This is a genomic window from Ensifer adhaerens (genome assembly GCF_002007205.1).
GTDB classification, from domain to species: Bacteria; Pseudomonadota; Alphaproteobacteria; order Rhizobiales; family Rhizobiaceae; genus Ensifer; species Ensifer adhaerens_D.
In genome coordinates this window covers 276,873-298,992 of the sequence record NZ_LAZS01000014.1, presented here as the reverse complement: position 1 = coordinate 298,992, position 22,120 = coordinate 276,873, and the positions used below count along the sequence as shown (strand labels likewise).

Here is a 22,120-nt window from a genome sequence, read left to right as displayed (position 1 = left end):
CTCTCCTTCATGGTGCCGGGCATCGCGCGAAAGGCGGGACGTCGGTACCCGTTTCAACAGGGATGGGGCAGGGGCGCCAAATCCTGGAAAACGGACCGCATGCTGCAAAAGACTTTTCAGGGTGGCGTCGAGCCGATGTCCGCCCGATTGGTTCCGAGGGAGCGCGACACACGCCTTGATGTGTTCAGGGCGCTGTGTCTTCTGACCATCTTCGTCAATCACGTTCCCGGACAATATCTCGAATACCTGACGCACAAGAACTTCGGCTTTTCCGATTCCGCCGAAGCCTTCGTGTTGATCTCCGGCCTGTCGGTCGGGATCGCCTATGGCGGCAAGTTCGTCTCCCGCGGGCGGCTTGCCATGACGCTGAAGATCTGGCGCCGGGCGCTGGCGCTCTACGTCGCCCACATCATGACCAGCATCGTCACGCTGGCGATCTTTGCGGCTGGCGCGATCTATTTCGGCCGGCAGGACCTGATCGGCGAGATCAACATCCGCCCGATGGTGGAGCAGACGGAGCAGGGCATCGTCGCCATGGTGCTGCTCGGACATCAGCTCGGCTACAACAACATCCTGTCGATGTACGCGGCGCTGTTCCTGCTGCTACCGGGCATCCTCTGGCTGAATGACGTCAGCAAGAAACTGCTGCTGTTGCTCTCCGCCGCGCTTTGGCTCGCCGCGGGCATCTTCAAGTTTGTGCCGTCGAACTTCCTCGACGAAGGCTACTGGTTTCTCAATCCCTGGTCCTGGCAGTTCCTGTTCGTCATCGGCGTCGTCATGATGACCTATGTGCGCAACGGCGCAACCGTGCCGCGGTGGCCCTGGTTGATCGTGCTGTCCTGTGGTTACCTTGCCGTTTCCGCCGTCTGGGTGCTCTTTTCCTTCTGGAGCATCGACCTCTCCTTCGGTCTTCCGGCGGTGCTCACCGGCTTCGACAAGACCTTTTTGTCTCTGCCGCGACTGCTGCATGTGCTGGCGCTTGGCTACATCATCACCGTGACGCCTCGGATCAGCAACCTTGCCAAGCTCGACAGCGATCACCCGCTTGCTGTCGTCGGCCGTCATTCGCTGCCGATCTTCATCTTCGGCACGATCCTGGCGATGTCCGGCCAGGTGCTCTTGTTCGTCACCGGGAGAAACCCGATCTTCGGCAGCCTCTTCGTGCTCGCCGGCATCGGCCTGCATTTCGCCTATGCCTATTATCTCGAATGGCTGCACGGTATCGCGTCCGCCAAACCGCTAAGGGCGGCGTAGAAGCGCCGCCTTTTGTCGGATGTCTAGTTTCTGGCGCCAAGCGCCAGGCGGCAGGCGAGCCCCGTGAACACGCCGGCGAGAAGGTATTGCGGCAGCTTTGGGAAACGCCGGAAACCGGAGAGCCTTGCGCGCAGATGGCTGCCGGCGAGGATGACCGAGCCGTTCACGAGCAAGCCGATCCCGTTCAGGATGGTCGCGAGCAGAAGCATCTGCAGGAGCATCGACCCGCCATTCGGGTCCACGAACTGCGGAAAGAGCGCCAGCACGAAGAGTGCCATCTTCGGATTGAGCAGGTTCGTCATCAGCCCCTCGCCGAAAACCCGCCGGCTCGAAAGCCGCTTGAGTGTCGATGTCGGGGACGCGCTCGATGCATGCGAGCGGACGGTCTTGCAGGCGAGGTAAAGCAGACAGGCGCAGCCGGCCCAGCGCACGATCTCATAGGCGATCGGAACGGTGACGAAGAGCTGCGAGAGGCCGAGTGCGGCGGCCAGTGCGTGGCAATAGGTGCCGGCTGCGATGCCGGCATAGGTGAGGAAGCCGGCTGCGCGTCCCTGGCTTACGCTACGAGACGCGATGAGCAGCATGTCAGGGCCGGGCGTGGCGGTGAGCACGAGGCTTGCTGCGGCGAAAACTGTGATCGTGGATATATCCGGCATTGGTGATTCCCTTGGAATTGAAGCCGGAATTCCGGACTACCAGCAATCACCAGAATGGCAAGCCTTCTCGGTGCGCCCCTGCAGGGTGACCAAAAGAAAACCACCCGCGTTTGACGGCGGGTGGCTTGATCTTCTGCGGCTTGGCTTCAAGCGCGCAGCCTATGCTGCCGTGTGGCTCATGCGGACGTCTTCGTCCGTCAGGATGCCGCTGGCGCGCAAGAGGGCAGCGAAGCGGCCGTTGCTCTGGCTGAGCTCGTTGAAGCCGCCCATCTCCACGACCCGGCCCTGATCCATGAAGATCACCAGATCGGCCTCACGCACTGTCGACAGCCGGTGGGCGATGATGAAGGTGGTGCGGTTCTTGCGCAGCGCATCGATCGCATCCTTGACGCGAGCCTCGGTTTCGACGTCGAGCGCGCTGGTCGCCTCGTCGAGCACCAGGATCGGCGCGTTCTTGAGGATGGCGCGGGCGATCGCCACACGCTGGCGCTCGCCGCCCGACAGGCGGTTGCCGCGCTCGCCGACGACCGTATCGTAACCGGTCGTGCGGCCCTCGATGAAGTCGCAGGCTGCAGCCGCTTCGGCGGCAGCCATGACTTCTTCGATCGTCGCGTCATCACGGCCGAGCCGGATATTGTCCGAGATCGAACGGTTCATCAGGCCCGCATCCTGGAAGACGGTGGCGATCGAACGGCGCAGCGACTTGCGCGTCACCTTCGAGATATCGTTGCCGTCGATCAGGATCTGGCCGTCACGCGGATCGTGGACGCGCTGCAGCAGGTTGACGAGCGTCGTCTTGCCGGCGCCGGTCGGGCCGACGATGGCGATCGTCTGGCCGGCCTTGGCCGTGAACGAGACGTTGTGCACGCCCTGGTTCGTGTTGGCAAAATCGAAGGAGACATTGCGGAACTCGACTTCGCCGACAGCCGGCGGCAGTTCGGTCGCGCCTGCCGGCTCGTCGCGTTCGCGGACAGCGTCTTCGAGGTTGAAGAAGTCCTCGAGCTTGGCGCGGGCTTCGAAGATCTGCGTCACGAAGGCCTTCATCTGGTCGAGACGGCCGATCAGCAGGTTGGCAAAACCGATGAAGGCGATGACTTCGCCGACGCCGAGCTCGCCGCGCTGCACCAGAACGGTACCGATCACGAGGATCGCCATCATCGAGATGGTCGAGGCAACGCGGTTCAGGGCACTTGCGAGCGCCCACCAGTCGAGCACCGGGAACTGCGCCGAGATCAGCCGCTCGGTGAACTTCTTCAGCTCGCGGGTTTCAGCCTCGATGCGGTTGTAGCTGTGTACGACCGAGACGTTGCTGATCGCGTCGGAAACGTGGGAAAAGACGGTATGGTAGTGGTTCTCGACCGAAGCCTGGCCTTCCTTGGTGCGGCTCATCACCGCCTTGCTGATCATGACATAGGCCGCGCCGAGCACGACGAGAACCAGCGACAGGCGCACGTCCATGGCAAAGGCGGTCGGGATGAGCAGCATCAGCGCGACAGCTGTCGCCAGGTGCTGGCGCATGAATTCGAGCCAGAGGCCGAAGAGGGTTTCGCAGGCACGCAGCAGCGTGTGCAGCGCGTTGGACGTGCCGCGCTGGCTGTGCCATGCGAGCGGCATGGAAACGATACGGCCGAAGGCTTCCGTCAGAAGCGTGGCGCGGCGGCCGTGGGCCAACCGGTCCGCCTCGCGGGCGACGAGCACGAAGGCGACGGTGTTGAAGACGCCAAGGCCTGCCCACATGAGCAGCATCGGCGTGACTTCGCCCTTTGACGAGATGGCGTCGATGATGCGCCCGAACAGGATCGGCTCGGCGATCGTGATGGCGGCCAGAACGACGTTGGCGAGGACGATCGCCGAGACACGGAACTTGTGGACCGCAAGATAACTGAGCGCTCTTGCATACACCTGGAACAATGACACTGTCTCACCCCTTCCGGGTACCGGATTTGACGCGCCGCGGATCTTTTGCGGCAGATGCACCCGCGTCCTCGAGGTTTGCCGTGGCGGGCATGAGAGCATTCGCGCCTCAAAAACCTCGGGGCCGCGCTGAGACGGTCTTTGGCGGCAATGGGAAGCCGTAGCCGGACGCATGGACAGCCACTCGTTTTCCCGTTTCGCTCGTCTGCGAGCTTGGCGAGAATATTCATAGTCTGCTATCTGTCGTGCCAACTCCGATTTCTTGCATATTTCGCATAAGACCGGGCGTGGTATGACGGATTATCGCGGGTGCAACATGAATGGTCGCTGAACGGTGCCTTTATGTCCGGATTCGGAAATGCGACCATATGCATCGACCTGGAAGGTGATCCATGAACATTACGCTGCTCGTACAGTTTCTCGCGCTTCTGGAGGAGATGAAGACTCGCGAGGAAATCATCCCGGAGTTCGAGCGCCTGCTCGATCGCTGTGGCTTCGACTTCTACGGCGTCGTGCGCCAGCCCAAGCCGCATGACAATCCGCTGAGGCTGCTGCTTGCCGGTCGCTGGCCCGAGGGCTGGCCGCAGATCTACATCCGCAAGAAGTTCGTTGTGATCGATCCGACCATCCGCTACCTCGGCCACGCCCAGCGCGGTTTCCGCTGGCGCGACACGCTTTTTGCCTTTCGCTCCGATCCGCATCGCAAGCGCATGGAAAGCATGATGATCGAGGCGCGCAACCATGGCCTCTACGATGGCTATATCTTCCCGGTGCACGGCCGGCGCGGCCTGCTCGGCAACCTGACGGTCGGTGGTCGCGTCGTCGATCTGAGCCCGGTCGAGATCAGCCTGTTCGATTCGATTGCCAAGCGGCTGTTCTGGAAGCTGCTCGACCTGACCGACCCGGAAGTTTCGGCCGAACTCGGTTCGCGCGTCGAGGTGCAGATGACGCGGCGCGAAATGGAAGCGCTCAACTATCTGGCCGACGGCATGACCTCCAACGACATCGGCAAGGTGCTCGACATATCGAGCCACACGGTCGACTGGTACATGAACGGAATTCAGGAAAAGCTGAAGGCCAAGAACCGCCACCACGTTGTGGCGATCGCCTTCCGTCTCGGCCTGATTTCCTAAAGTCGAAAGGCATTCGGTTTCCTGTCGCATCTGAAATTGCGCTCTGCCCGGTGACTCGCTAATACTTTATTTCGCGGGTGCAGCATTTCCCGCAATATCAAGTCATTGAGGAGACCGACTTGCCTATCTCGAAGATCCTTGTTGCCAACCGTTCTGAAATTGCCATCCGCGTTTTTCGCGCTGCAAACGAACTCGGTCTGAAAACGGTCGCGATATGGGCGGAAGAGGACAAACTGGCGCTGCACCGCTTCAAGGCGGACGAAAGCTACCAGATCGGCCGCGGTCCGCATCTGGCCCGTGACCTCGGGCCGATCGAAAGCTACCTGTCGATCGAGGAAGTGATCCGCGTCGCCAAGCTCTCGGGCGCCGACGCCATTCATCCGGGCTACGGTCTGCTTTCGGAAAGCCCTGAATTTGTCGATGCCTGTGATGCCGCCGGCATCATCTTCATCGGTCCGCGGCCGGCAACGATGCGCCAGCTCGGCAACAAGGTGGCGGCGCGCAACCTCGCCATTTCCGTCGGCGTTCCGGTCGTGCCGGCCACCGATCCGCTGCCGGACGACGAAAAGGAAATCCATCGCCTGGCCGCCGAGATCGGCTATCCGGTCATGCTCAAGGCCTCCTGGGGCGGCGGCGGTCGCGGCATGCGCGCCATTCGCGACCCGAAGGACCTGATCCGCGAGGTCACCGAAGCCAAGCGCGAGGCCAAGGCCGCCTTCGGCAAGGACGAGGTCTATCTCGAAAAGTTGGTCGAGCGCGCCCGCCACGTCGAAAGCCAGATCCTTGGCGATACCCACGGCAATGTCGTGCATCTGTTCGAGCGCGACTGCTCCATCCAGCGCCGCAACCAGAAGGTCGTCGAGCGCGCGCCGGCGCCCTACCTCTCCGATGCGCAGCGGCAGGAACTGGCCAACTACTCGCTGAAGATCGCCAAGGCGACCAACTATATCGGCGCCGGCACTGTCGAGTATCTGATGGATGTCAACACCGGCAAGTTCTACTTCATCGAAGTGAACCCGCGCATCCAGGTCGAGCACACCGTCACCGAAGTGGTGACCGGCATCGACATCGTCAAGGCGCAGATCCACATTCTCGACGGCGAGGCGATCGGCACGCCGGCATCGGGCGTGCCTGACCAGGCGGACATCCGCCTCAACGGCCACGCGCTGCAGTGCCGCATCACCACGGAAGATCCGGAACAGAACTTCATCCCCGACTATGGCCGCATCACCGGCTATCGCTCGGCGGCCGGTTTCGGCATCCGGCTCGATGGCGGCACGGCCTATACCGGTGCCTACATCACCCGCTATTACGACCCGCTGCTGGTAAAGGTCACGGCTTCGGGCAGCACGCCGGCAGAAGCGATCAGCCGCATGGACCGGGCGCTGCGCGAATTCCGCATCCGCGGGGTGGCGACTAATCTCACCTTCCTCGAGGCGATCATCGGCCACGAGCAGTTCCGAAACAACACCTACACCACCCGCTTCATCGACACGACGCCGGAACTCTTCCAGCAGGTCAGGCGCCAGGACCGTGCAACGAAGCTCCTGACTTACCTCGCCGACGTCACCGTCAACGGTCATCCGGAGGCAAAGGGCCGCCCGAAGCCACCGGCGGATGCGGCAAAGCCGGTCGTGCCGTTCATTCAGGGCGACATCCCCGCCGGCACCAAGCAGAAGCTCGACGCGCTCGGCCCGAAGAAGTTCGCCGAGTGGGTGCGCGCAGAAAAACAGGTCTTCCTCACCGACACGACCATGCGCGACGGCCATCAGTCGCTGCTTGCCACCCGCATGCGCACGCATGACATCGCCCGTGTCGCCGGCACCTATGCCCGCGCATTGCCGCAGCTTTTCTCGCTGGAATGCTGGGGTGGTGCGACCTTCGACGTTTCCATGCGCTTCCTCACCGAGGACCCGTGGGATCGTCTCGCCCGCATTCGCGAGGACGCGCCGAACCTGCTGCTGCAGATGCTTTTGCGCGGCGCTAACGGCGTCGGCTACAAGAACTACCCCGACAACGTCGTGAAGTACTTCGTGCGCCAGGCGGCGAAGGGCGGTATTGACGTCTTCCGCGTCTTCGACTGCCTCAACTGGGTCGACAACATGCGCGTGTCGATGGAGGCCGTTGCTGAAGAGAACCGCATCTGCGAGGCGGCAATCTGCTACACCGGCGACATCCTGAACTCGGCCCGCCCGAAGTACGATCTCAAGTACTACACGGCATTGGCGGCCGAGCTCGAAAAGGCCGGCGCGCACATGATCGCCGTCAAGGACATGGCGGGCCTGTTGAAGCCGGCCGCCGCGCGCGTGCTCTTCAAGGCGCTGCGCGAAGCGACGGATCTGCCGATCCATTTCCACACGCACGACACTTCGGGCATTGCGGCTGCAACCGTGCTTGCCGCCGTCGATAGCGGCGTCGATGTGGTCGATGCGGCGATGGACGCACTCTCCGGCAACACCTCGCAGCCCTGCCTCGGCTCGATCGTCGAGGCGCTGCGCGGCTCGGAGCGTGATCCGGGCCTCGATCCCGAATGGATCCGCCGCATCTCCTTCTATTGGGAAGCAGTGCGTTACCAGTACGCTGCCTTCGAAAGCGACCTCAAGGGACCGGCGTCGGAAGTCTACCTGCACGAAATGCCGGGCGGTCAGTTTACCAACCTCAAGGAACAGGCCCGTTCGCTCGGGCTGGAAACCAAGTGGCACCGCGTTGCCCAGGCCTATGCCGATGCCAACCAGATGTTCGGCGATATCGTCAAGGTGACACCGTCCTCCAAGGTGGTCGGCGACATGGCGCTGATGATGGTTTCGCAAGACCTGACGGTTGCCGACGTCGAGAACCCGGCCAAGGATATCGCCTTCCCGGATTCGGTCGTCTCGATGCTGAAGGGCGATCTCGGTCAGCCTCCGGGCGGCTGGCCGGAAGCGCTGCAGAAGAAGGCGCTGAAGGGCGAGAAGGCCTACACCGCCGTTCCCGGCTCGCTGCTGCCGCCGGCCGATCTCGATGCGGAGCGCAAGGCGATCGAGGACAAGCTCGAGCGCAAGGTCGACGACTTCGAGTTTGCCTCCTATCTGATGTACCCGAAGGTCTTCACCGATTACGCGGTCGCGGCCGACACCTATGGTCCAGTCAGCGTGCTGCCGACACCGGCCTATTTCTATGGGCTTGGACCGGGCGAGGAACTGCAGCCGGAAATCGAGAGGGGCAAGTCGCTGGTCATCCTGCACCAGGCCAAGAGCGAGCCCGACGAGAAGGGCATGGTCAAGGTGTTCTTCGAACTCAATGGCCAGCCGCGCCTGATCAAGGTACCGGACCGCAACCGCAGTGCGACCAGCGCCGTGCGCCGCAAGGCCGAAGGCGGCAATGCCGCCCAGCTCGGCGCACCGATGCCGGGCGTCATCTCGACGGTCGCCGTTGCCGCCGGCCAGTCGGTCAAGGCCGGCGACGTGCTGCTTTCGATCGAGGCGATGAAGATGGAAACGGCGCTGCACGCCGAGAAGGACGGCACGGTCGCCGAAGTTCTGGTGCGGGCCGGTGACCAGATCGACGCCAAGGACCTGCTGATCGTCTTCGACGCGTAAGCTTTTGCCACACGGATAGACAGAAACGGCCGGATGCGAATCCGGTCGTTTTTGTTTTGCGACGGACGAGACGACGGCTGCTTAGCGCCTAGGCCAGCTTCTCCTCCCAATACTTCCCTTCAGATCTCGTAGTCGTGCGGGGCACTGAGCGAAGCGATGAACTTCTTGGTGCGCTCGCGCTCGGGTGCCGAAAAGATCGTCTTTGGCGCGCCGCTTTCGACGATCAGGCCGCCGTCGAGGAAGATCACCTTGTCGGCGACGCGCGAGGCAAGCCGGAGATCATGCGTCGCCATCACCATGGTTGTGCCCTCGCGGGCAAGCCGGCTGAGGACTTCGACGACTTCTTCGGCCAGTTCCGGATCGAGCGCCGAGGTGGGCTCGTCGCAGAGAAGCACGCGCGGTGAGGGGGCAAGCGCACGGGCGATCGCGACCCGCTGCTGCTGGCCGCCCGAAAGCGTCGCCGGCCAGGCGTCGGCCTTGTGCGCCATGCCGACCTTTTCGAGCAGTTCCATTGCCCGGGTCTTCGCCCTGTCCGCCGGCCATTTCAGCACGGTGACGAGGCCTTCCATGACATTGCCGAGTGCTGTCTGGTGCGGGAAGAGCTGGAAGTTCTGGAACACCATGCCGGTCTGCCGGCGCAGGCGCTGGATCGCCGCCCAGCCGATCTTGCGGCCGGGGGAAAATTCGAGCTTTTCGTCGCCGAGCTTGATCGCTCCGGAGGTCGGGATCTCCAGGAGATTGATGCAGCGCAAGAGCGTGCTCTTGCCGCCGCCGGACGGGCCGACCAGTGCGGTCACGGTGCCCTCGGCGAGTGCAACGGAAATATCCTTCAGCACGAGATTGTCGCCGAAGCGCTTTTCGATGTGGGAAAGCTCGATCACGTGCGCGCCTCCAGGAAGCCGCCATAGCGGGCGAAACGGCGCTCCAGCCGCACCTGCAGGGCGGAGAGCACGGAGCTCATGGCAAGATAGATCAGCGCCGCTTCGATATAGAGGATCAGCGGCTCGTAGGTGGTGGCGACGATGCGCTGCGCCGTCTGGAACATCTCGGGCACGGTGATGGCGGCGGCGAGTGACGTATCCTTCACCAGCGAGATGAAGGTGTTCGACAGCGGCGGTACGGCGACGCGGGTCGCCTGCGGCAGGATGGTGCGGCGCATGGCCTGGCTCCAGCTCATCCCGATCGAATAGGCGGCCTCCCATTGGCCGCGCGGGACCGAAGAAATCACGGCGCGAATGATCTCGGACGTATAGGCGCCGACGTTCAGCGAGAAGCCGATGAGGGCGGCCGTGAAGGCGTCGAGCAGGATGCCGGCGCTCGGCAGGCCGTAGAAGATCACGAAGAGCTGCACGAGCAGCGGCGTGCCGCGGATCACCCAGACGTAAAAGCGCGCGATCAAGGCAACCGGTGCCGCCCCGAACAGACGGGCAACGGCCGTGACGAGCCCGAGAATCAGGCCGAAGATGAAGGAAAGCAGCGTCAGCGGGATGGTAAAGGTGAGGCCGGCCCAGAGCAGGGACGGCAGGGATTCCAACATCAATGGGAGCCAGGTGGTCAAGGGCGAGCCTTTCAAAAAGCGCGATCCGCCCCGGGGACCGGAACGGATCGCTTTTCATAGCCGAGAACCGCCGGCGGAGAAACCGGCCGGCTGCGGGAGTTACTTCGAGACGTCGGCGCCGAAGTACTTCTGCGAGATCTTGTCGTAGGTGCCGTCGGCCTTGATGTCGACGAGCGCCTTGTTGATGGCTTCGAGCAGTTCCGGTTCGCCCTTGCGGATGATGATGCCGGAGAAGTCGGCGTCGGCCTGTTCGGCGGCGATCTTCACCGGCGCGTCGGGCTTCTTCTTCTTGAAGTCGAGGAAGGAGAGGCTGTCGTTGATGGTCGCATCGGCGCGGCCGGTAAGAACGAGCTGGATCGACTGGTCGAAGCCGTCGGTGCCGACGAGTTCGGCGCCGGACGCGGTCGCGAGCTTGCCGAAGTTGCTGGTCAGCGACTGGGCGGAATTCTTGCCCTTGAGATCGGCGAAGCCCTTGATCTCCTCATTGTCGGACTTGACGATCAGCACCGCCTTGGACGCGATATAGGGCTTGGAGAAGTCGTACTTCTTCTTGCGCTCCTCGGTGATGCCGACCTGGTTGATGACCGTGTCGTAGCGGTTGGCGTCGAGGCCGGCGATCAGGCCGTCCCACTTGCCTTCGAGGAACTCGGCCTTGACGCCGAGCTTCTCCGCAACCGCCTGGCCGATCTCGACGTCGAAGCCGACGAGCGCGCCGGAGGCATCGTGATAGGTGAAGGGCGCGTAGGTGCCCTCGGTGCCGATCTTCAGGACGCCTGCCGACTTGATCGCATTGAGGTTCTCACCGGCATGAGCGGAGGACAGCGCGGCAACCTGCATCAGGGCGGCGGCAAACAGCGTGGGGAGGAGTTTCATCGTGATTTTCCATCTTCTTTGTGGTCCGGCCCGTCGTCCGGATTGAGCGGACAATCGCATAAAAAATCGGCGATCTGAGCGTATAAAACACCAATTCCCGAGCGTTTTGATGAAGAATTTTCCTCGAAATCGCACCGGTTGGGCGCAAAAGCCACGGTTTGTCGGAATTCGCGTCCTGCTCCGATTTGGTCGCCGCGCCGACTTGAAAACGATTTCAAAAGTTGATATGCACATTTATAGCGATTCATGCACGTTTATGCACGGTTGATCAAAAATGTCAGGCGAACTCCTTCTTCGAGAGCGAAAGACGCTGATCCAGGGGCGGTTGAAGGCCAATGGCCGGGTGCTGGCTGCCGACCTTGCGGCTGAGCTGAGCGTTTCCGAGGATACGATCCGCCGCGATCTTAGGGAAATGGCGGCGGCGGGACTGTGCGAGCGCGTCTATGGCGGCGCACTTCCGGTCGCCCCGGCGGCCCACAGTACCTTGAGCGAGCGCGTGGCGATGGCGCCGGAACGCAAGGCGGCGCTGGCGCGCACGGCGGTCGGGCTGATCAAGCCTGATATGACCGTGTTCCTCGATGCCGGTTCGACCAATCTCGCCATTGCCCAGCTGATCGAGCCGGAGCTGCAGGTCACCGTCGTTACCAATACGCCGCTGATCGCGACGGCACTCATGGAGAAGCCGGGTGTCGATCTGATCCTGCTCGGCGGCCCGCTCAACCGCGCCGTCGGTGCGGCGATCAGCGCGCGGGCGCAGCGCGATGCCGAACTGCTCCGGCCCGATCTCTGTTTTCTCGGCACCTGCGGCGCCGACGCGACCGCGGGCCTGACGGCGATCTATTTCGAAGACGCGGAATTCAAGCGGCTGATTGCCTTGCGCAGCCAGCGCCTTGTTGTCGCCGTCACCAGCGACAAGCTTGGTACGGCGGCCGCGCACGGGGTCGTCGATATCAATGACAAGGCGACGCTGCTGCTCGAGGCGGATGCGCCGGCAGAGCACCGCGCGGCCTTCGAGGCAGCGGGGGCACAGATCCTGATGGCGGGAGAGGCCGAATGACGACGATTACGCATGTGGCGCTCTGGACCCGGGACCTCGAGGCGATCGCCCAGTTCTGGTCGGCGTTCTTCGGCGCCGAAGCCGGCGAGATCTATGAAAGCCGACGGCGTCCGGGTTTTCGTTCGCGGTTCCTGACACTCGGCGACGGGCCGGCATTCGAGATCATGGAAGGCCCCTGGGTTGGGGCGGGCGATCCCGCCGAAGAGCGAACCGGCCTTGCGCATGTGGCGCTGTCGCTCGGCAGCGAGCAGGCAGTCGAGGCGATGGCGGCCCGCGCCGAGGCCGAGGGCATTCTGGTCGCAAAACCGCGATGGACCGGTGACGGCTTCTACGAGGCTGTTGTTCGCGACCCCGATGGAAATCTGATCGAAATCACAATTTGAGCCGGGCGACCCGGCACAGAGGCAAGACCATGGACCAACGTTCTCCTTCCGCGACCGTCCGCCAGGGCTACATGACCCGCAACCGGCTGGCGGTTTCGCTGCTCTTCCTATTGAACGGCTTCGTCATCGGCAGCTGGGCGCCGAAGATCCCCGAATTCAAGGACCGGCTCGGCATCAGCGAAAGCGTGCTCGGCCTGTTGATCCTGATGTTCGGTATCGGCTCGCTGGTGCTCATGCCGATTGCTGGCGGCTATATCGCCCGTGTGGGCTCGCAGAAGGTGGTCAAGGTCACCGCCATCATCCTGTCGCCGTTGCTTCTGCTCCTGACGCTTGTCCCTGATGTCTGGACGGCGGCCGTCGCCATGTTCCTGCTTGGCGGTTTTGCCGGCGCGATGGACGTCGCGATGAACGCCAATGCGGTCGAGGTCGAAAAATCGATGCGCCGGGCGATCATGTCGTCCTGCCATGCCTATTGGAGCCTCGGCGGTCTGATCGGTGCCGGTATCGGCGGCTTCCTCATGGCCCGCTTCGGCGTGCTGCCGCATGTCCTCGTCGTCACGGCGGTCTGCCTGGTATTGATCGTCGCCGCTTGGCCGATGATCCTGGCCGACAAGCCGCATCCGGGCGCCGCCAAGGAAAAGCTGCGCCTGCCGATGACACCGCTTCCCTGGCTGATCGGCATCATGGCGCTGTTCTCGATGGTGCCCGAAGGCACGGTGCTCGACTGGGGTGCGCTTTATCTGCGCAACGAACTCGGCGCCTCCGTTGAGCTTTCCGGCTTCGGCTTTGCCGCCTTCTCCGCCACCATGGCGACCATGCGTTTTGCCGGCGATTTCGTGCGGGACCGCTTCGGCGCCAAACGGACGCTCCGCATCTGCACGGTCACGGCACTCGTCGGCATGATCATCGCGGGAACGGCGCCGAATGCTTATGTCGCCATCCTCGGCTTTGCGATCGCCGGCATCGGCATCTCCAACATGGTGCCGATCGCCTTCTCTGCGGCTGGCAACATGCCGGGCCTGCAGCCGGGCATCGCCCTCTCGGTCGCGACCTTCATGGGCTATTCCGGCATGCTGTTCGCCCCGTCGCTGATCGGTTTCGTTGCCGAGCATACCGGCTTTGCCATCATCTTCGCCTCGGTGCCGGTGCTCTTCATCGTCGTGCTGCTGCTGTCGCATCATGCCGTGCATGCGGACCACGCGAAGGGGCATTAGTGATCTATTGAGCCACGGACGGGCGTGTTCTGCGCAGGCCACAAGCGCCCCTCATCCGGCCTGCCGGCCACCTTCTCCCCGCAGGCGGGGAGAAGGAAACACGCGGCGCGCTTCGAACTCTCCTCCCAAGCTTGGCGCACGCTATAGATCGGGGCTACGAGGATGCGACATTCTCCTTCTCCCCGCTGGCGGGGAGAAGGTCGCGGCAGCGGGATGAGGGGCCCTCGCGCCTAAGGCCGCCATCAAATCGCCGTCAGGGCATGATGTCGCCGTTGACAATCAGGCTTTCCTCATCCACCTGATGGGCAAATAGCCAGGGTGAGATGAGGAAGTCCATGTGGGTTTTGCCCGCATTCTCGCCCTGCTTAGTGACCCACGAAGAGGCCTTCATGTCTTCCGCCTTCGATTACGATCCGCAGCCCCGCCGCGCCTCCGTTGCCGTCGATGTCGGCGGCGTCATCGTCGGGGGCGGCGCGCCGGTCGTGGTGCAGTCGATGACCAACACCGACACGGCCGATATCGATGGGACCGTGGCGCAGGTGGCCGCCCTTCACAAGGCCGGCTCGGAGCTGGTGCGCATCACCGTCGACCGCGACGAAAGTGCCGCTGCCGTGCCGAAGATCCGCGAGCGGCTCGAGCGCCTCGGTCTCGACGTGCCGCTCGTCGGCGACTTCCACTATATCGGCCACAAGCTCTTGACCGACCATCCGGCCTGCGCCGAGGCGTTGGCGAAGTACCGGATCAATCCGGGCAACGTCGGCTTCAAGGACAAGAAGGACAAGCAGTTCGCCGAGATCATCGAGATGGCGATCCGCTACGACAAGCCGGTGCGCATCGGCGTCAACTGGGGTTCGCTCGACCAGGAACTGCTGACGCGGCTGATGGACGAGAACAAGGCGAACGGCTTCCCGCTGACCGCGCAGGAAGTGACGCGCGAGACGATCGTGCAGTCGGCGCTACTCTCGGCCGATCTCGCCGAAGAGATCGGTCTGCCGCGCAACCGCATCATCCTTTCGGCCAAGGTTTCCGGCGTTCAGGACCTGATCGCCGTCTATGCCATGCTGTCGGCCCGCTCCGACCATGCGCTGCATCTCGGCCTCACCGAAGCCGGCATGGGCACCAAGGGCATCGTTGCATCCTCCGCCTCGCTCGGCATCCTGATGCAGCAGGGCATCGGTGATACGATCCGCATTTCGCTGACACCGGAGCCCGGCGGCGACCGCACCCGCGAGGTCCAGGTGGCGCAGGAACTGCTGCAGGTCATGGGCTTCCGCCAGTTCATTCCCGTCGTTGCCGCCTGTCCCGGCTGCGGGCGCACGACGTCGACCGTGTTCCAGGAACTCGCCCAGAAGATCCAGGACGACATCCGCCGCAACATGCCGGTCTGGCGCGAGAAGTATCCTGGCGTCGAGGGCCTGAAGGTCGCGGTCATGGGCTGCATCGTCAACGGCCCCGGCGAAAGCAAGCATGCCGATATCGGCATCTCGCTTCCGGGCACCGGCGAAATGCCGGCCGCCCCCGTCTTCATCGACGGCGAGAAGGCGATGACGCTGCGTGGACCCAACATCGCCGGTGACTTCGAGACGCTGGTTTCCGACTATATCGAGAAGCGCTACGGCCGCGGCCAGGCGGCGGCCGAGTAAGGTCGGGCGTCGTCGGATCTAAAGCCGCGACGTCAGCAGCTTGAAGCCGGCAAAGGCGAAGAAGCCGGCCATCAGGCTCTCGATCAGCCGCCTGGACTTCAGATAGGCGCGGTGCACCGGCGTCATCGAGAAGACGATCGCAAAGCCGCAGAAGGTCATCAGGCCTATCGCCATGCAGCCGCCGATGAAGGTCGCGGTAACGCCGACGGGCGCCCCCTCGGGCATGCCGAGCGAAACCAGCATGATCCAGGAAAAGATCGCCTTGGGGTTGGTCAGGTGGATGCCGAGCCCCTTGAGATAGAGCCGCTTCAGCGTCGTCTGCACCTTAGCCGTCGGCACGATCGCGCTTTCGTCGCTGCGCATGGCGGCGCGCAGCGCGTTGTAGGCGAGCCAGAAGAGATAGCAGGCGCCGGCGATCTTCAAGGCGATGATCGCGTGGCCATAGGCGCGGATCAGCGCCGAGAGGCCGGAGGCCGTCAGCATCGCCCAGGTGTAGCTTCCCGTCAGCACCCCGAGGGCAAGCGCCAGGCCCGCCTTTCGTCCCTGACTGACCGAGGTGGTGATGATCGCCAGGATCGCCGGTCCCGGCGATGCGGTCGCGATCAGATAGGCGGTCCAGGCAATGAGTAGCTGCGGCAGATAGGGCGTCAGGTCGAACATGCGAGAAAAGCTCCGGCTCGGTTGCCGGAGGCTAGATCAGTCCATCGCCTGTTTGAAACGGCGAAAATGTCACCGAGACAACTTAGAAGATCTCGTCGAGCGCCTCGATCAGGCGCGCGCATTCGGCATCGGTGCCGATGGTGATGCGCAGGAAATCGCCGATGCGCGGCTTGGCGAAATGGCGCACGAGCACGGCGCGCTCGCGCAGCGCCTTCATCAGCGTTTCGCCACTATGGCCAGGATGGCGGGCAAAGACGAAATTGGCCCCTGATGGCAGAACCTCGAAGCCGCGCGTGGCCAGATCGGCGGTGAGCCGTTGACGCGAGGCGATGATCCTGGCGCGGGTTTCCTCGAACCAGGCCTCGTCCTCGATTGCGGCGACGGCGCCGGCCTGGGCCGGCCGGCCGAGCGGATAGGAATTGAAGCTGTCCTTCACCCGTTCCAGCGCCTCGATCAGCGGGCGTTGGCCGATGGCGAAGCCGACGCGCAAGCCCGCAAGCGCACGCGACTTGGAGAAGGTCTGGACGACCAGCAGGTTCTCGTACTTCGAAACGAGTTCTGCCGCCGACTGCCCGCCGAAATCGACATAGGCCTCGTCGATGACGACGGGCTGGTCGGGATGGCTCGCGACCAGGCGTTCGATGGCGACGAGCGGCAAAGCGATGCCGGTCGGAGCGTTGGGATTTGGCAGGATGATCGCGCCGGAGGGGCGGTCGTAGTCGGCGAGATCGATCTCGAAGCGATCGTTGAGCGGGATCTCGACCGTATCGATCTCGAAGAGCCGCGCGTAGGTCGAATAGAAGCTGTAGGAAATATCCGGATAGAGCAGCGGCGCGTCGTGCTTGAGCAGGCCGGCGAAGATGTGTGCCAGCACCTCGTCGGAGCCGTTGCCGACGAAGACTTCTTCGGCGGTCACGCCATGGCGTGCGGCAATCGCCTGGCGAAGCTTCAGCGCCAGCGGGTCGGGATAGAGCCTAAGGTCGTCGCTTGCCGCCGCGCGGATCGCGTTCAACACCTTCTCGGAGGGGCCGTAGGGGCATTCGTTGGTGTTGAGCTTCACCAGGTTTGCGATGCGCGGCTGTTCGCCCGGTACATAGGGCTTCAGCTTGGAGACGATCGGCGACCAGTACTTGCTCATGAACCTAGCTCCTGCGGTTGGCGATGAAGCGGGCAGTTTCGACGAGTATGGCCGAGCGCTCGCCATAGGGCGTAAGCAGCGCTTCGGCTTCCGCGACCAATTGCTCCAGTCGCTCCTCCGCCCAGGCTTGGCCATGCAGCGCGACGAGCGTGCCCTTGCCGCGGGCGGCGTCCTTGCCGGTCGCCTTGCCCATGGTCTTGGCATCGGCGGTAAGGTCGAGCAGGTCGTCGGCGAGCTGGAAGGCAAGGCCGATCTTTTCGCCGAAGGCGCGAAGCCGTGCGCGCTCGTCCCCGGAAGCGCCGGCGACGATGGCGCCGGCCTCGCAGGCAAAGCGGATGAGCGCACCCGTTTTCATCGCCTGCAGCGTCACGATCCCGGCCTCGTCCGGCGGCGACTTTTCGGCCGCAAGATCGAGCGCCTGTCCGCCGGCCATGCCGCCGTGACCGGCGGCGCGTCCAAGCGCCAGGACCAGTTCTACCTTCTGCGCATCCGAAAGCGATGTCTCCGGTGCGGCGATGATGTCGAAGGCGAAAGTCAGCAGGCTGTCGCCGGCGAGGATCGCCGTTGCCTCGTCGAAGGCCTTGTGCACGGTCGGCTGGCCGCGGCGCATGTCGTCGTCGTCCATCGCCGGCAGGTCGTCGTGAACGAGCGAATAGCAATGCACGCATTCGAGCGCTGCGCCGACGCGCAAGGCAGCGTCGCCGTTGCCGCCGAGTAGATCGGCGCATTCGATCACCAGGAAGGGCCGCAGGCGCTTGCCGCCGTTCAGCACACCGTGCCGCATGGCGCCAAGCAGGTTTGCCGGCCGGGCGATCTCGCCCGCCTCCGTCGTCAAGCCGAGCAGGCGCTCCAGCAGAGCTCCGACGGCGCGGGTATTGCTGGCGAGGCGGCGGGTAAAGGGCGATGTGTCCTGGCTCATGCGCGCTCTTTGGCATGGGCGAAGAGGGCTTTCAACGGGGATTCGTGTCGCAGCCGCGTGCTTTCCCTGGGACAGCCTTCTCCGCGCCTTGCCTTTTGCCAGAAAGCCCGTTCAACTCTGCCGGCGCATGCACTAAGAGAAGCGGATGGACAGCGAGGTGAACAGTCAGGCCGCGAACGTCGTTCCGGAAGCGCGCGAGGAGGGCGAAGTGCCTTCCAGTCGCTGGTCTTCGCTTCGCCGGACATTGCGCACGCGACGCCGCCAGATCATCCTGGCCGTCCTGGGCTTTCTCGTCCTTCCCTACGCACTGATCGTTCTCTATCTCGTCGAATTCATCCACCCGGTCTCGACGCTGATGCTGCGCGACCTCGTGCTGTTGCGCGGCTACGACCGCCAATGGGTCGATTTCGAGAACATCTCGCCGGTGCTCGTCCAATCGGTGATGATGTCGGAGGATGGCCAGTTCTGCGCCCATGACGGTGTCGACTGGGGGCAGATGCGCGGCGTCGTCGAGGATGCGCTCGAGGGGGAATCGACCCGCGGCGCCAGCACCATTCCGATGCAGACGGTCAAGAACCTCTATCTCTGGAACGGCCGTTCTTTCCTGCGCAAGGGCATGGAACTGCCGCTGGCTGTCGCCGCCGATTTCGCCTGGAGCAAGCGGCGGATGATGGAGATCTACCTGAACGTCGCCGAATGGGGCGACGGGATCTATGGTATCGAGGCGGCCGCCCGCCATCATTTCGGAGTTTCCGCCGCCAAGCTGTCGCGCCGTCAGGCAGCCCTGCTTGCGGTGTCCCTGCCCAATCCGAAGGAGCGCAACGCCGGCAAACCCGGCCGCGGGCTCAAGCGCCTGGCGAACCTGATCGAACGCCGCGCCAGCCGTTCCGGCGGTTACATCACCTGCCTTTATAACTAGGATCAGACCTTTTCATTGGATGCGCTCGTCGGGCGATGTCATGTTCGCGTAGTAGAGTTCTGCCATCTGGGCCTCTCTCCATGCAAAAGGCCCGATCGCTCCATGACCTTGATTTCCCCTTCGCTCCTCGCCTTTGGCCGCAGCGCCAACGATGCTCCGCCGAGACATCTCGGAACGCGCTACAACACCGATGGCCGTTTCCTTTTAGAACCGGGCAACACGGTCGTTTCGCACGTTACCGCGGGATCATCGTCCGAGGCCGCCGTGCTTGCGGTCCGCGACCGGTTGATGGCGATGCCCGAGGCGGGGCAGTTTGCCTTTACCGATCCTTCCAGCCTGCACATGACCATCTTCCAGGGCATCATCGAACATCGCCGCAGGCTGCCCTTCTGGCCGGCTGATATGCCCCTCGACACGTCGATCGACGCGATGACCGAGCATTACTGCGCGCGGCTCAGGCACTTTGCGCCCCTGCAGCCGTTCCGGGCGCGGGTGACCGAGATCACTCCGACCGGTCTCGCGCTCGAAGGCGATACCGCGGCCGATCGTGCTTGCCTCAAGGCCTGGCGCGAAGCTTTCGCCGACGCCTTCGGCTACCGCCACCCTGACCACGACGACTACGCGTTCCACATCACCTATGCCTATGTCGTCGACTGGCTCGACGATGCGGCGCTGCCGCGCTGGCAGGAGATGTTGGACGAGCAGCTTGCCTTTCTTTCGGAGCAGGCGCCGGTAATCGAGCTCGATCCGCCGGCCTTCTGCTCGTTCGAGGACATGAACCACTTCGAGGAACTGATCGTTTTCTCGGACAGACCTTAAAACCAAGGAACGGAAATGACCGGACTTACCCTTTACGTCGGCAACAAGAACTATTCGTCCTGGTCGATGCGGCCGTGGATAGCGATGACGGCGGCCGGCATCGACTTCGAGGATGTGGTCATCCCGTTCGATTTCGCCGCCGGCAATCCCGATATCCGCGTGGTCTCGCCGACCGGAAAGGTGCCGCTGCTGCGCCATGGCGACATGCTCGTCTGGGAATCGCTGGCGATCATCGAATATGTTGCCGAGCTTTATCCCGACGCCGGGCTCTGGCCCGCCGATCGCCTGGCTCGTGCCAGGGCGCGCAGCTATTCGATGGAGATGCTTTCCGGGTTCCGTGCCCTGCGTGGGGCCTGTCCGATGAACGTCCGCCGGGAGAAGCGAGCCCTTGAGGCGGATGCCGCCGTTCGCGCCGACGTCGCCCGCATCGAGCAGATCTGGAAGGAGGCACTCGCCCAATCCGGTGGCCCGTTCCTGTTTGGCGCCTTCAGCGCGGCCGATGCGATGTACGCGCCTGTGGTCAACCGCTTTGACGCCTATGATCTCGTTGCGGATCCCGGGACGCTCGGCTACATGGAGCGCGTCAAGGCGCTTCCCGCCTTCCGGAAATGGGAAGAAGCCGCCCGCGCAGAACCCTGGATCGTTCTCGAGGACGAGATCTGAATCGGCGTGCCCCGAGCCTGAGTCGAAAATTTGCGACTGGGGACTGGTCAAACAGCAGTTGGCCATGTATAAGCGCGCCAAATTTCCGTGATTGACATCTGTTTAACACGGCCATTTCGGCTGCTGAACAGTGTTTGCCCGATAAGTGGAGAATGAAATGGCTGTACCTAAAAGAAAAACGAGCCCGTCCAAGCGTGGCATGCGCCGTTCTGCTGACGCTCTGAAGACCCCGACCTACGTCGAAGACAAGAACTCCGGCGAACTGCGTCGCCCGCACCACATCGACCTGAAGACCGGCATGTACCGCGGCCGCCAGGTTCTGACCCCGAAGGAAAACGCATAAGCGTTTCCATTCGCGGACGATTTACAAAGGGCTGGCTCTGCCGGCCCTTTTGTTTTGCATCTGACATGATCTTGCTTGGACGCCGTGCTATCGCTGGCGCCCGTGCATGACGACGCCGCATGAATATGGTCAAGGAGTTCTGATGCTTGCTGCCATCCCGCTGCTGATCCTGCCTTTTGCAATCTACAATCTCGCGATGATCGGAATGTTCGGAGGCCTCGCCGGCCTGAACGCCGAGATGGTGTCGCTCTCCATGCTGTCTGGCGCGACATGGACGATGCGCTTCAGCGACCTTCTGATCGTCGGCGCCCTGCTGCTGCTTTTTGTGGAACTCTTGAAGGCGACGCGGACGAGCAGTCGCACGCTGATGGATCATCTGCTGTCGATGATCCTGTTCATCGTCTTCCTGATCGAATTCCTGCTGCTCGCACCGGCGGCCACGCAGCTCTTCTTCATCCTGATGACCATCAGCTTCATCGACGTCATCGCCGGCTTTGCCGTGTCGATGCGCTCGGCCGGCCGGGACGTATCGATCGGCCTTTGAGGCCGGCGCTCTGCTGCTGAATTGGCGGCACTCCATAGCGGAGCGCCGCGGGCGGAAGCTTTGCACTTCGCCCGCTCTGATGCCTGCGGCCTGGTTCAGCCGAGATTGTCGAGCTTGGTCTGGAGCGCGCGCAGCTGCTCCTTGAGTTCGTCGATATCCTTGGCCTCGGCCTTCTTGGTTTCCTTCACCGGAGGGGCGGTGATGAAGGGCGAGAACATCTGCATCGCCTGATGGAACATCTCGGTGTTGCGGCGCACCTGCTCTTCGACAAGTTGCAGCGGAACCTGCAGGTTCTTGCCGAGCGGCGTGTCGCCGAAAGCCTTGTTGATCTGCTCGCGCATCTGCGACTGCTGCTCGGTGAAAGCCTGCATCGAGTGCTCGAGATAACTCGGCACCACCATCTGCATCTGGTCGCCGTAGAACGAGATCAACTGGCGCAGGAAGGAGATCGGCAGCAGCGTATTGCCGGTCTTGGACTCCTGCTCGAAGATGATCTGCGTCAGCACGGAATGGGTGATGTCCTCTCCGGACTTGGCATCCTGGACGATGAAGTCCTCGCCCTTCTTCACCATCACAGCCAGGTCGTCGAGCGTGACATAGGTGCTGGTCCCGGTGTTGTAGAGCCGCCGGTTCGCATATTTTTTGATAACGATCTGGCCTTCGTGCTTCGCCATCAGGGTCTCCTCTCCCCCATCATCCCGTCTTTATTGCGTTTTTCAGAGTATCCGCAAAAGAGCGCCGCTGACAATGTCTTTGTGCGTTGCGGCGACGCAAGTGCGAAATCTTGCGGTTGTGTCTCAGGTGACGCTTTTGTGGCACTGCATCAAGGCGTTTGACTTGCGTCGCGCGCTT

General features: G+C 63.0%; 23 protein-coding genes. 12 read left to right on the top strand and 11 right to left on the bottom strand.

Translation table 11 applies throughout. From position 1 onward, the window contains the following. The first annotated feature begins 99 nt into the window (after nucleotides 1–99). Nucleotides 100–1,254, top strand: a complete 1,155-nt coding sequence (locus XB14_RS31655; protein ID WP_077968420.1) for an OpgC family protein — start codon at nucleotides 100–102, stop codon at nucleotides 1,252–1,254. A gap of 23 nt (nucleotides 1,255–1,277) precedes the next feature. Here the strand turns inward: XB14_RS31655 and XB14_RS31650 are convergent, their stop codons facing one another. Both XB14_RS31650 and XB14_RS31645 read right to left on the bottom strand, forming a co-directional pair. Next, on the bottom strand, nucleotides 1,278–1,910 hold the full coding sequence (locus XB14_RS31650) for a LysE family translocator (RefSeq protein WP_077968412.1): 633 nt from the start codon (nucleotides 1,908–1,910) through the stop codon (nucleotides 1,278–1,280). Nucleotides 1,911–2,069: 159 nt separating this feature from the next. Then, nucleotides 2,070–3,827, bottom strand: coding sequence for a glucan ABC transporter ATP-binding protein/ permease (locus XB14_RS31645; RefSeq protein ID WP_077968410.1), 1,758 nt, complete (start codon nucleotides 3,825–3,827; stop codon nucleotides 2,070–2,072). A 389-nt stretch (nucleotides 3,828–4,216) separates the two neighbouring features. Here XB14_RS31645 and XB14_RS31640 point away from each other — a divergent pair, with 389 nt between their 5' ends. Both XB14_RS31640 and pyc read left to right on the top strand, forming a co-directional pair. Next, complete coding sequence (locus XB14_RS31640) at nucleotides 4,217–4,957, top strand: helix-turn-helix transcriptional regulator (RefSeq protein ID WP_077968407.1); 741 nt, start codon at nucleotides 4,217–4,219, stop codon at nucleotides 4,955–4,957. Between the two features lie 119 nt (nucleotides 4,958–5,076). Continuing rightward, nucleotides 5,077–8,535 carry a pyruvate carboxylase gene (gene pyc / locus XB14_RS31635; protein ID WP_077968405.1) on the top strand — a complete coding sequence of 1,153 codons (3,459 nt, stop codon included), beginning with the start codon at nucleotides 5,077–5,079 and terminating at the stop codon, nucleotides 8,533–8,535. A 119-nt stretch (nucleotides 8,536–8,654) separates the two neighbouring features. Here pyc and XB14_RS31630 read toward each other — a convergent pair whose 3' ends face one another. The 4 genes from XB14_RS31630 to XB14_RS33010 all read right to left on the bottom strand — a co-directional run bounded on the left by XB14_RS31630 (nucleotide 8,655) and on the right by XB14_RS33010 (nucleotide 11,214). Beyond that, entirely contained in the window at nucleotides 8,655–9,416 is a 762-nt protein-coding gene (locus XB14_RS31630; protein WP_077968394.1) for an amino acid ABC transporter ATP-binding protein, read from the bottom strand. Continuing rightward, complete coding sequence (locus tag XB14_RS31625; RefSeq protein WP_143348635.1) at nucleotides 9,413–10,093, bottom strand: amino acid ABC transporter permease; 681 nt, start codon at nucleotides 10,091–10,093, stop codon at nucleotides 9,413–9,415. The genes XB14_RS31630 and XB14_RS31625 overlap by 4 nt, the downstream gene beginning before the upstream one ends. A 99-nt stretch (nucleotides 10,094–10,192) precedes the next feature. Further along, on the bottom strand, nucleotides 10,193–10,966 hold the full coding sequence (locus XB14_RS31620) for an amino acid ABC transporter substrate-binding protein (RefSeq protein WP_077968390.1): 774 nt from the start codon (nucleotides 10,964–10,966) through the stop codon (nucleotides 10,193–10,195). Beyond that, nucleotides 10,963–11,214: a hypothetical protein gene (locus tag XB14_RS33010; protein ID WP_143348634.1), complete on the bottom strand. Its 252-nt coding sequence runs from the start codon at nucleotides 11,212–11,214 to the stop codon at nucleotides 10,963–10,965. The genes XB14_RS31620 and XB14_RS33010 overlap by 4 nt, the downstream gene beginning before the upstream one ends. 26 nt (nucleotides 11,215–11,240) lie before the next feature. Between XB14_RS33010 and XB14_RS31615 the strand changes: the two genes are divergently transcribed. The 3 genes from XB14_RS31615 to XB14_RS31605 are packed head-to-tail and all read left to right on the top strand — an operon-like array spanning nucleotide 11,241 to nucleotide 13,620. Further along, complete coding sequence (locus XB14_RS31615; protein WP_077968388.1) at nucleotides 11,241–12,023, top strand: DeoR/GlpR family DNA-binding transcription regulator; 783 nt, start codon at nucleotides 11,241–11,243, stop codon at nucleotides 12,021–12,023. Then, nucleotides 12,020–12,406 (top strand): VOC family protein, encoded by a 387-nt coding sequence (locus XB14_RS31610; RefSeq protein ID WP_077968386.1) that lies wholly within the window; start codon nucleotides 12,020–12,022, stop codon nucleotides 12,404–12,406. Before XB14_RS31615 ends, XB14_RS31610 begins: the two co-directional genes overlap by 4 nt. 29 nt (nucleotides 12,407–12,435) lie before the next feature. Next, on the top strand, nucleotides 12,436–13,620 hold the full coding sequence (locus XB14_RS31605; protein ID WP_077968384.1) for an MFS transporter: 1,185 nt from the start codon (nucleotides 12,436–12,438) through the stop codon (nucleotides 13,618–13,620). A gap of 253 nt (nucleotides 13,621–13,873) precedes the next feature. On the opposite strand, the gene XB14_RS33435 is transcribed toward XB14_RS31605, so the two are convergent. Next, nucleotides 13,874–14,011 carry a hypothetical protein gene (locus XB14_RS33435; protein WP_179119716.1) on the bottom strand — a complete coding sequence of 46 codons (138 nt, stop codon included), beginning with the start codon at nucleotides 14,009–14,011 and terminating at the stop codon, nucleotides 13,874–13,876. Here XB14_RS33435 and ispG point away from each other — a divergent pair. After that, nucleotides 14,010–15,263, top strand: a complete 1,254-nt coding sequence (gene ispG, locus XB14_RS31600) for a flavodoxin-dependent (E)-4-hydroxy-3-methylbut-2-enyl-diphosphate synthase (RefSeq protein WP_077968378.1) — start codon at nucleotides 14,010–14,012, stop codon at nucleotides 15,261–15,263. The genes XB14_RS33435 and ispG overlap by 2 nt on opposite strands. 18 nt (nucleotides 15,264–15,281) lie before the next feature. On the opposite strand, the gene XB14_RS31595 is transcribed toward ispG, so the two are convergent. The 3 genes from XB14_RS31595 to XB14_RS31585 all read right to left on the bottom strand — a co-directional run bounded on the left by XB14_RS31595 (nucleotide 15,282) and on the right by XB14_RS31585 (nucleotide 17,980). Continuing rightward, nucleotides 15,282–15,923, bottom strand: a complete 642-nt coding sequence (locus tag XB14_RS31595; protein ID WP_077968376.1) for a LysE family translocator — start codon at nucleotides 15,921–15,923, stop codon at nucleotides 15,282–15,284. Nucleotides 15,924–16,005: 82 nt separating this feature from the next. Next, on the bottom strand, nucleotides 16,006–17,061 hold the full coding sequence (gene hisC / locus XB14_RS31590) for a histidinol-phosphate transaminase (protein ID WP_077968374.1): 1,056 nt from the start codon (nucleotides 17,059–17,061) through the stop codon (nucleotides 16,006–16,008). Nucleotides 17,062–17,065: 4 nt separating this feature from the next. Next, nucleotides 17,066–17,980, bottom strand: coding sequence for a polyprenyl synthetase family protein (locus XB14_RS31585; RefSeq protein WP_077968372.1), 915 nt, complete (start codon nucleotides 17,978–17,980; stop codon nucleotides 17,066–17,068). 145 nt (nucleotides 17,981–18,125) lie between these two features. Between XB14_RS31585 and mtgA the strand changes: the two genes are divergently transcribed. The 5 genes from mtgA to XB14_RS31560 all read left to right on the top strand — a co-directional run bounded on the left by mtgA (nucleotide 18,126) and on the right by XB14_RS31560 (nucleotide 21,268). Continuing rightward, nucleotides 18,126–18,899 (top strand): monofunctional biosynthetic peptidoglycan transglycosylase, encoded by a 774-nt coding sequence (mtgA, locus tag XB14_RS31580; RefSeq protein WP_077968370.1) that lies wholly within the window; start codon nucleotides 18,126–18,128, stop codon nucleotides 18,897–18,899. Nucleotides 18,900–19,001: 102 nt separating this feature from the next. After that, the gene (locus XB14_RS31575) at nucleotides 19,002–19,718 is read left to right on the top strand and encodes a DUF1868 domain-containing protein (protein ID WP_077968368.1); all 717 of its coding nucleotides are present in this window, start codon (nucleotides 19,002–19,004) and stop codon (nucleotides 19,716–19,718) included. Between the two features lie 15 nt (nucleotides 19,719–19,733). Next, the gene (locus XB14_RS31570) at nucleotides 19,734–20,381 is read left to right on the top strand and encodes a glutathione S-transferase family protein (protein ID WP_077968365.1); all 648 of its coding nucleotides are present in this window, start codon (nucleotides 19,734–19,736) and stop codon (nucleotides 20,379–20,381) included. 157 nt (nucleotides 20,382–20,538) lie between these two features. After that, on the top strand, nucleotides 20,539–20,724 hold the full coding sequence (rpmF, locus tag XB14_RS31565; protein ID WP_057254881.1) for a 50S ribosomal protein L32: 186 nt from the start codon (nucleotides 20,539–20,541) through the stop codon (nucleotides 20,722–20,724). A 142-nt stretch (nucleotides 20,725–20,866) separates the two neighbouring features. Then, nucleotides 20,867–21,268 carry a hypothetical protein gene (locus XB14_RS31560; RefSeq protein WP_077968699.1) on the top strand — a complete coding sequence of 134 codons (402 nt, stop codon included), beginning with the start codon at nucleotides 20,867–20,869 and terminating at the stop codon, nucleotides 21,266–21,268. 95 nt (nucleotides 21,269–21,363) lie between these two features. Here the strand turns inward: XB14_RS31560 and phaR are convergent, their stop codons facing one another. Next, nucleotides 21,364–21,942: a polyhydroxyalkanoate synthesis repressor PhaR gene (gene phaR / locus XB14_RS31555; protein WP_034802922.1), complete on the bottom strand. Its 579-nt coding sequence runs from the start codon at nucleotides 21,940–21,942 to the stop codon at nucleotides 21,364–21,366. Nucleotides 21,943–22,120 lie beyond the last annotated feature (178 nt).

Bases quoted from the DNA above. Each gene is read 5' to 3' on its own strand.
- XB14_RS31655 (WP_077968420.1), top strand. From the start codon at position 100: ATGCTGCAAAAGACTTTTCAGGGTGGCGTCGAGCCGATGTCCGCCCGA.
- XB14_RS31650 (WP_077968412.1), bottom strand. From the start codon at position 1,910: ATGCCGGATATATCCACGATCACAGTTTTCGCCGCAGCAAGCCTCGTG.
- XB14_RS31640 (WP_077968407.1), top strand. From the start codon at position 4,217: ATGAACATTACGCTGCTCGTACAGTTTCTCGCGCTTCTGGAGGAGATG.
- XB14_RS31620 (WP_077968390.1), bottom strand. From the start codon at position 10,966: ATGAAACTCCTCCCCACGCTGTTTGCCGCCGCCCTGATGCAGGTTGCC.
- XB14_RS33010 (WP_143348634.1), bottom strand. From the start codon at position 11,214: ATGAATCGCTATAAATGTGCATATCAACTTTTGAAATCGTTTTCAAGT.
- XB14_RS31615 (WP_077968388.1), top strand. From the start codon at position 11,241: ATGTCAGGCGAACTCCTTCTTCGAGAGCGAAAGACGCTGATCCAGGGG.
- XB14_RS31610 (WP_077968386.1), top strand. From the start codon at position 12,020: ATGACGACGATTACGCATGTGGCGCTCTGGACCCGGGACCTCGAGGCG.
- XB14_RS31605 (WP_077968384.1), top strand. From the start codon at position 12,436: ATGGACCAACGTTCTCCTTCCGCGACCGTCCGCCAGGGCTACATGACC.
- ispG (WP_077968378.1), top strand. From the start codon at position 14,010: ATGTCTTCCGCCTTCGATTACGATCCGCAGCCCCGCCGCGCCTCCGTT.
- XB14_RS33435 (WP_179119716.1), bottom strand. From the start codon at position 14,011: ATGAAGGCCTCTTCGTGGGTCACTAAGCAGGGCGAGAATGCGGGCAAA.
- XB14_RS31595 (WP_077968376.1), bottom strand. From the start codon at position 15,923: ATGTTCGACCTGACGCCCTATCTGCCGCAGCTACTCATTGCCTGGACC.
- hisC (WP_077968374.1), bottom strand. From the start codon at position 17,061: ATGAGCAAGTACTGGTCGCCGATCGTCTCCAAGCTGAAGCCCTATGTA.
- XB14_RS31585 (WP_077968372.1), bottom strand. From the start codon at position 17,980: ATGAGCCAGGACACATCGCCCTTTACCCGCCGCCTCGCCAGCAATACC.
- mtgA (WP_077968370.1), top strand. From the start codon at position 18,126: ATGGACAGCGAGGTGAACAGTCAGGCCGCGAACGTCGTTCCGGAAGCG.
- XB14_RS31575 (WP_077968368.1), top strand. From the start codon at position 19,002: ATGACCTTGATTTCCCCTTCGCTCCTCGCCTTTGGCCGCAGCGCCAAC.
- XB14_RS31570 (WP_077968365.1), top strand. From the start codon at position 19,734: ATGACCGGACTTACCCTTTACGTCGGCAACAAGAACTATTCGTCCTGG.
- rpmF (WP_057254881.1), top strand. From the start codon at position 20,539: ATGGCTGTACCTAAAAGAAAAACGAGCCCGTCCAAGCGTGGCATGCGC.
- XB14_RS31560 (WP_077968699.1), top strand. From the start codon at position 20,867: ATGCTTGCTGCCATCCCGCTGCTGATCCTGCCTTTTGCAATCTACAAT.
- phaR (WP_034802922.1), bottom strand. From the start codon at position 21,942: ATGGCGAAGCACGAAGGCCAGATCGTTATCAAAAAATATGCGAACCGG.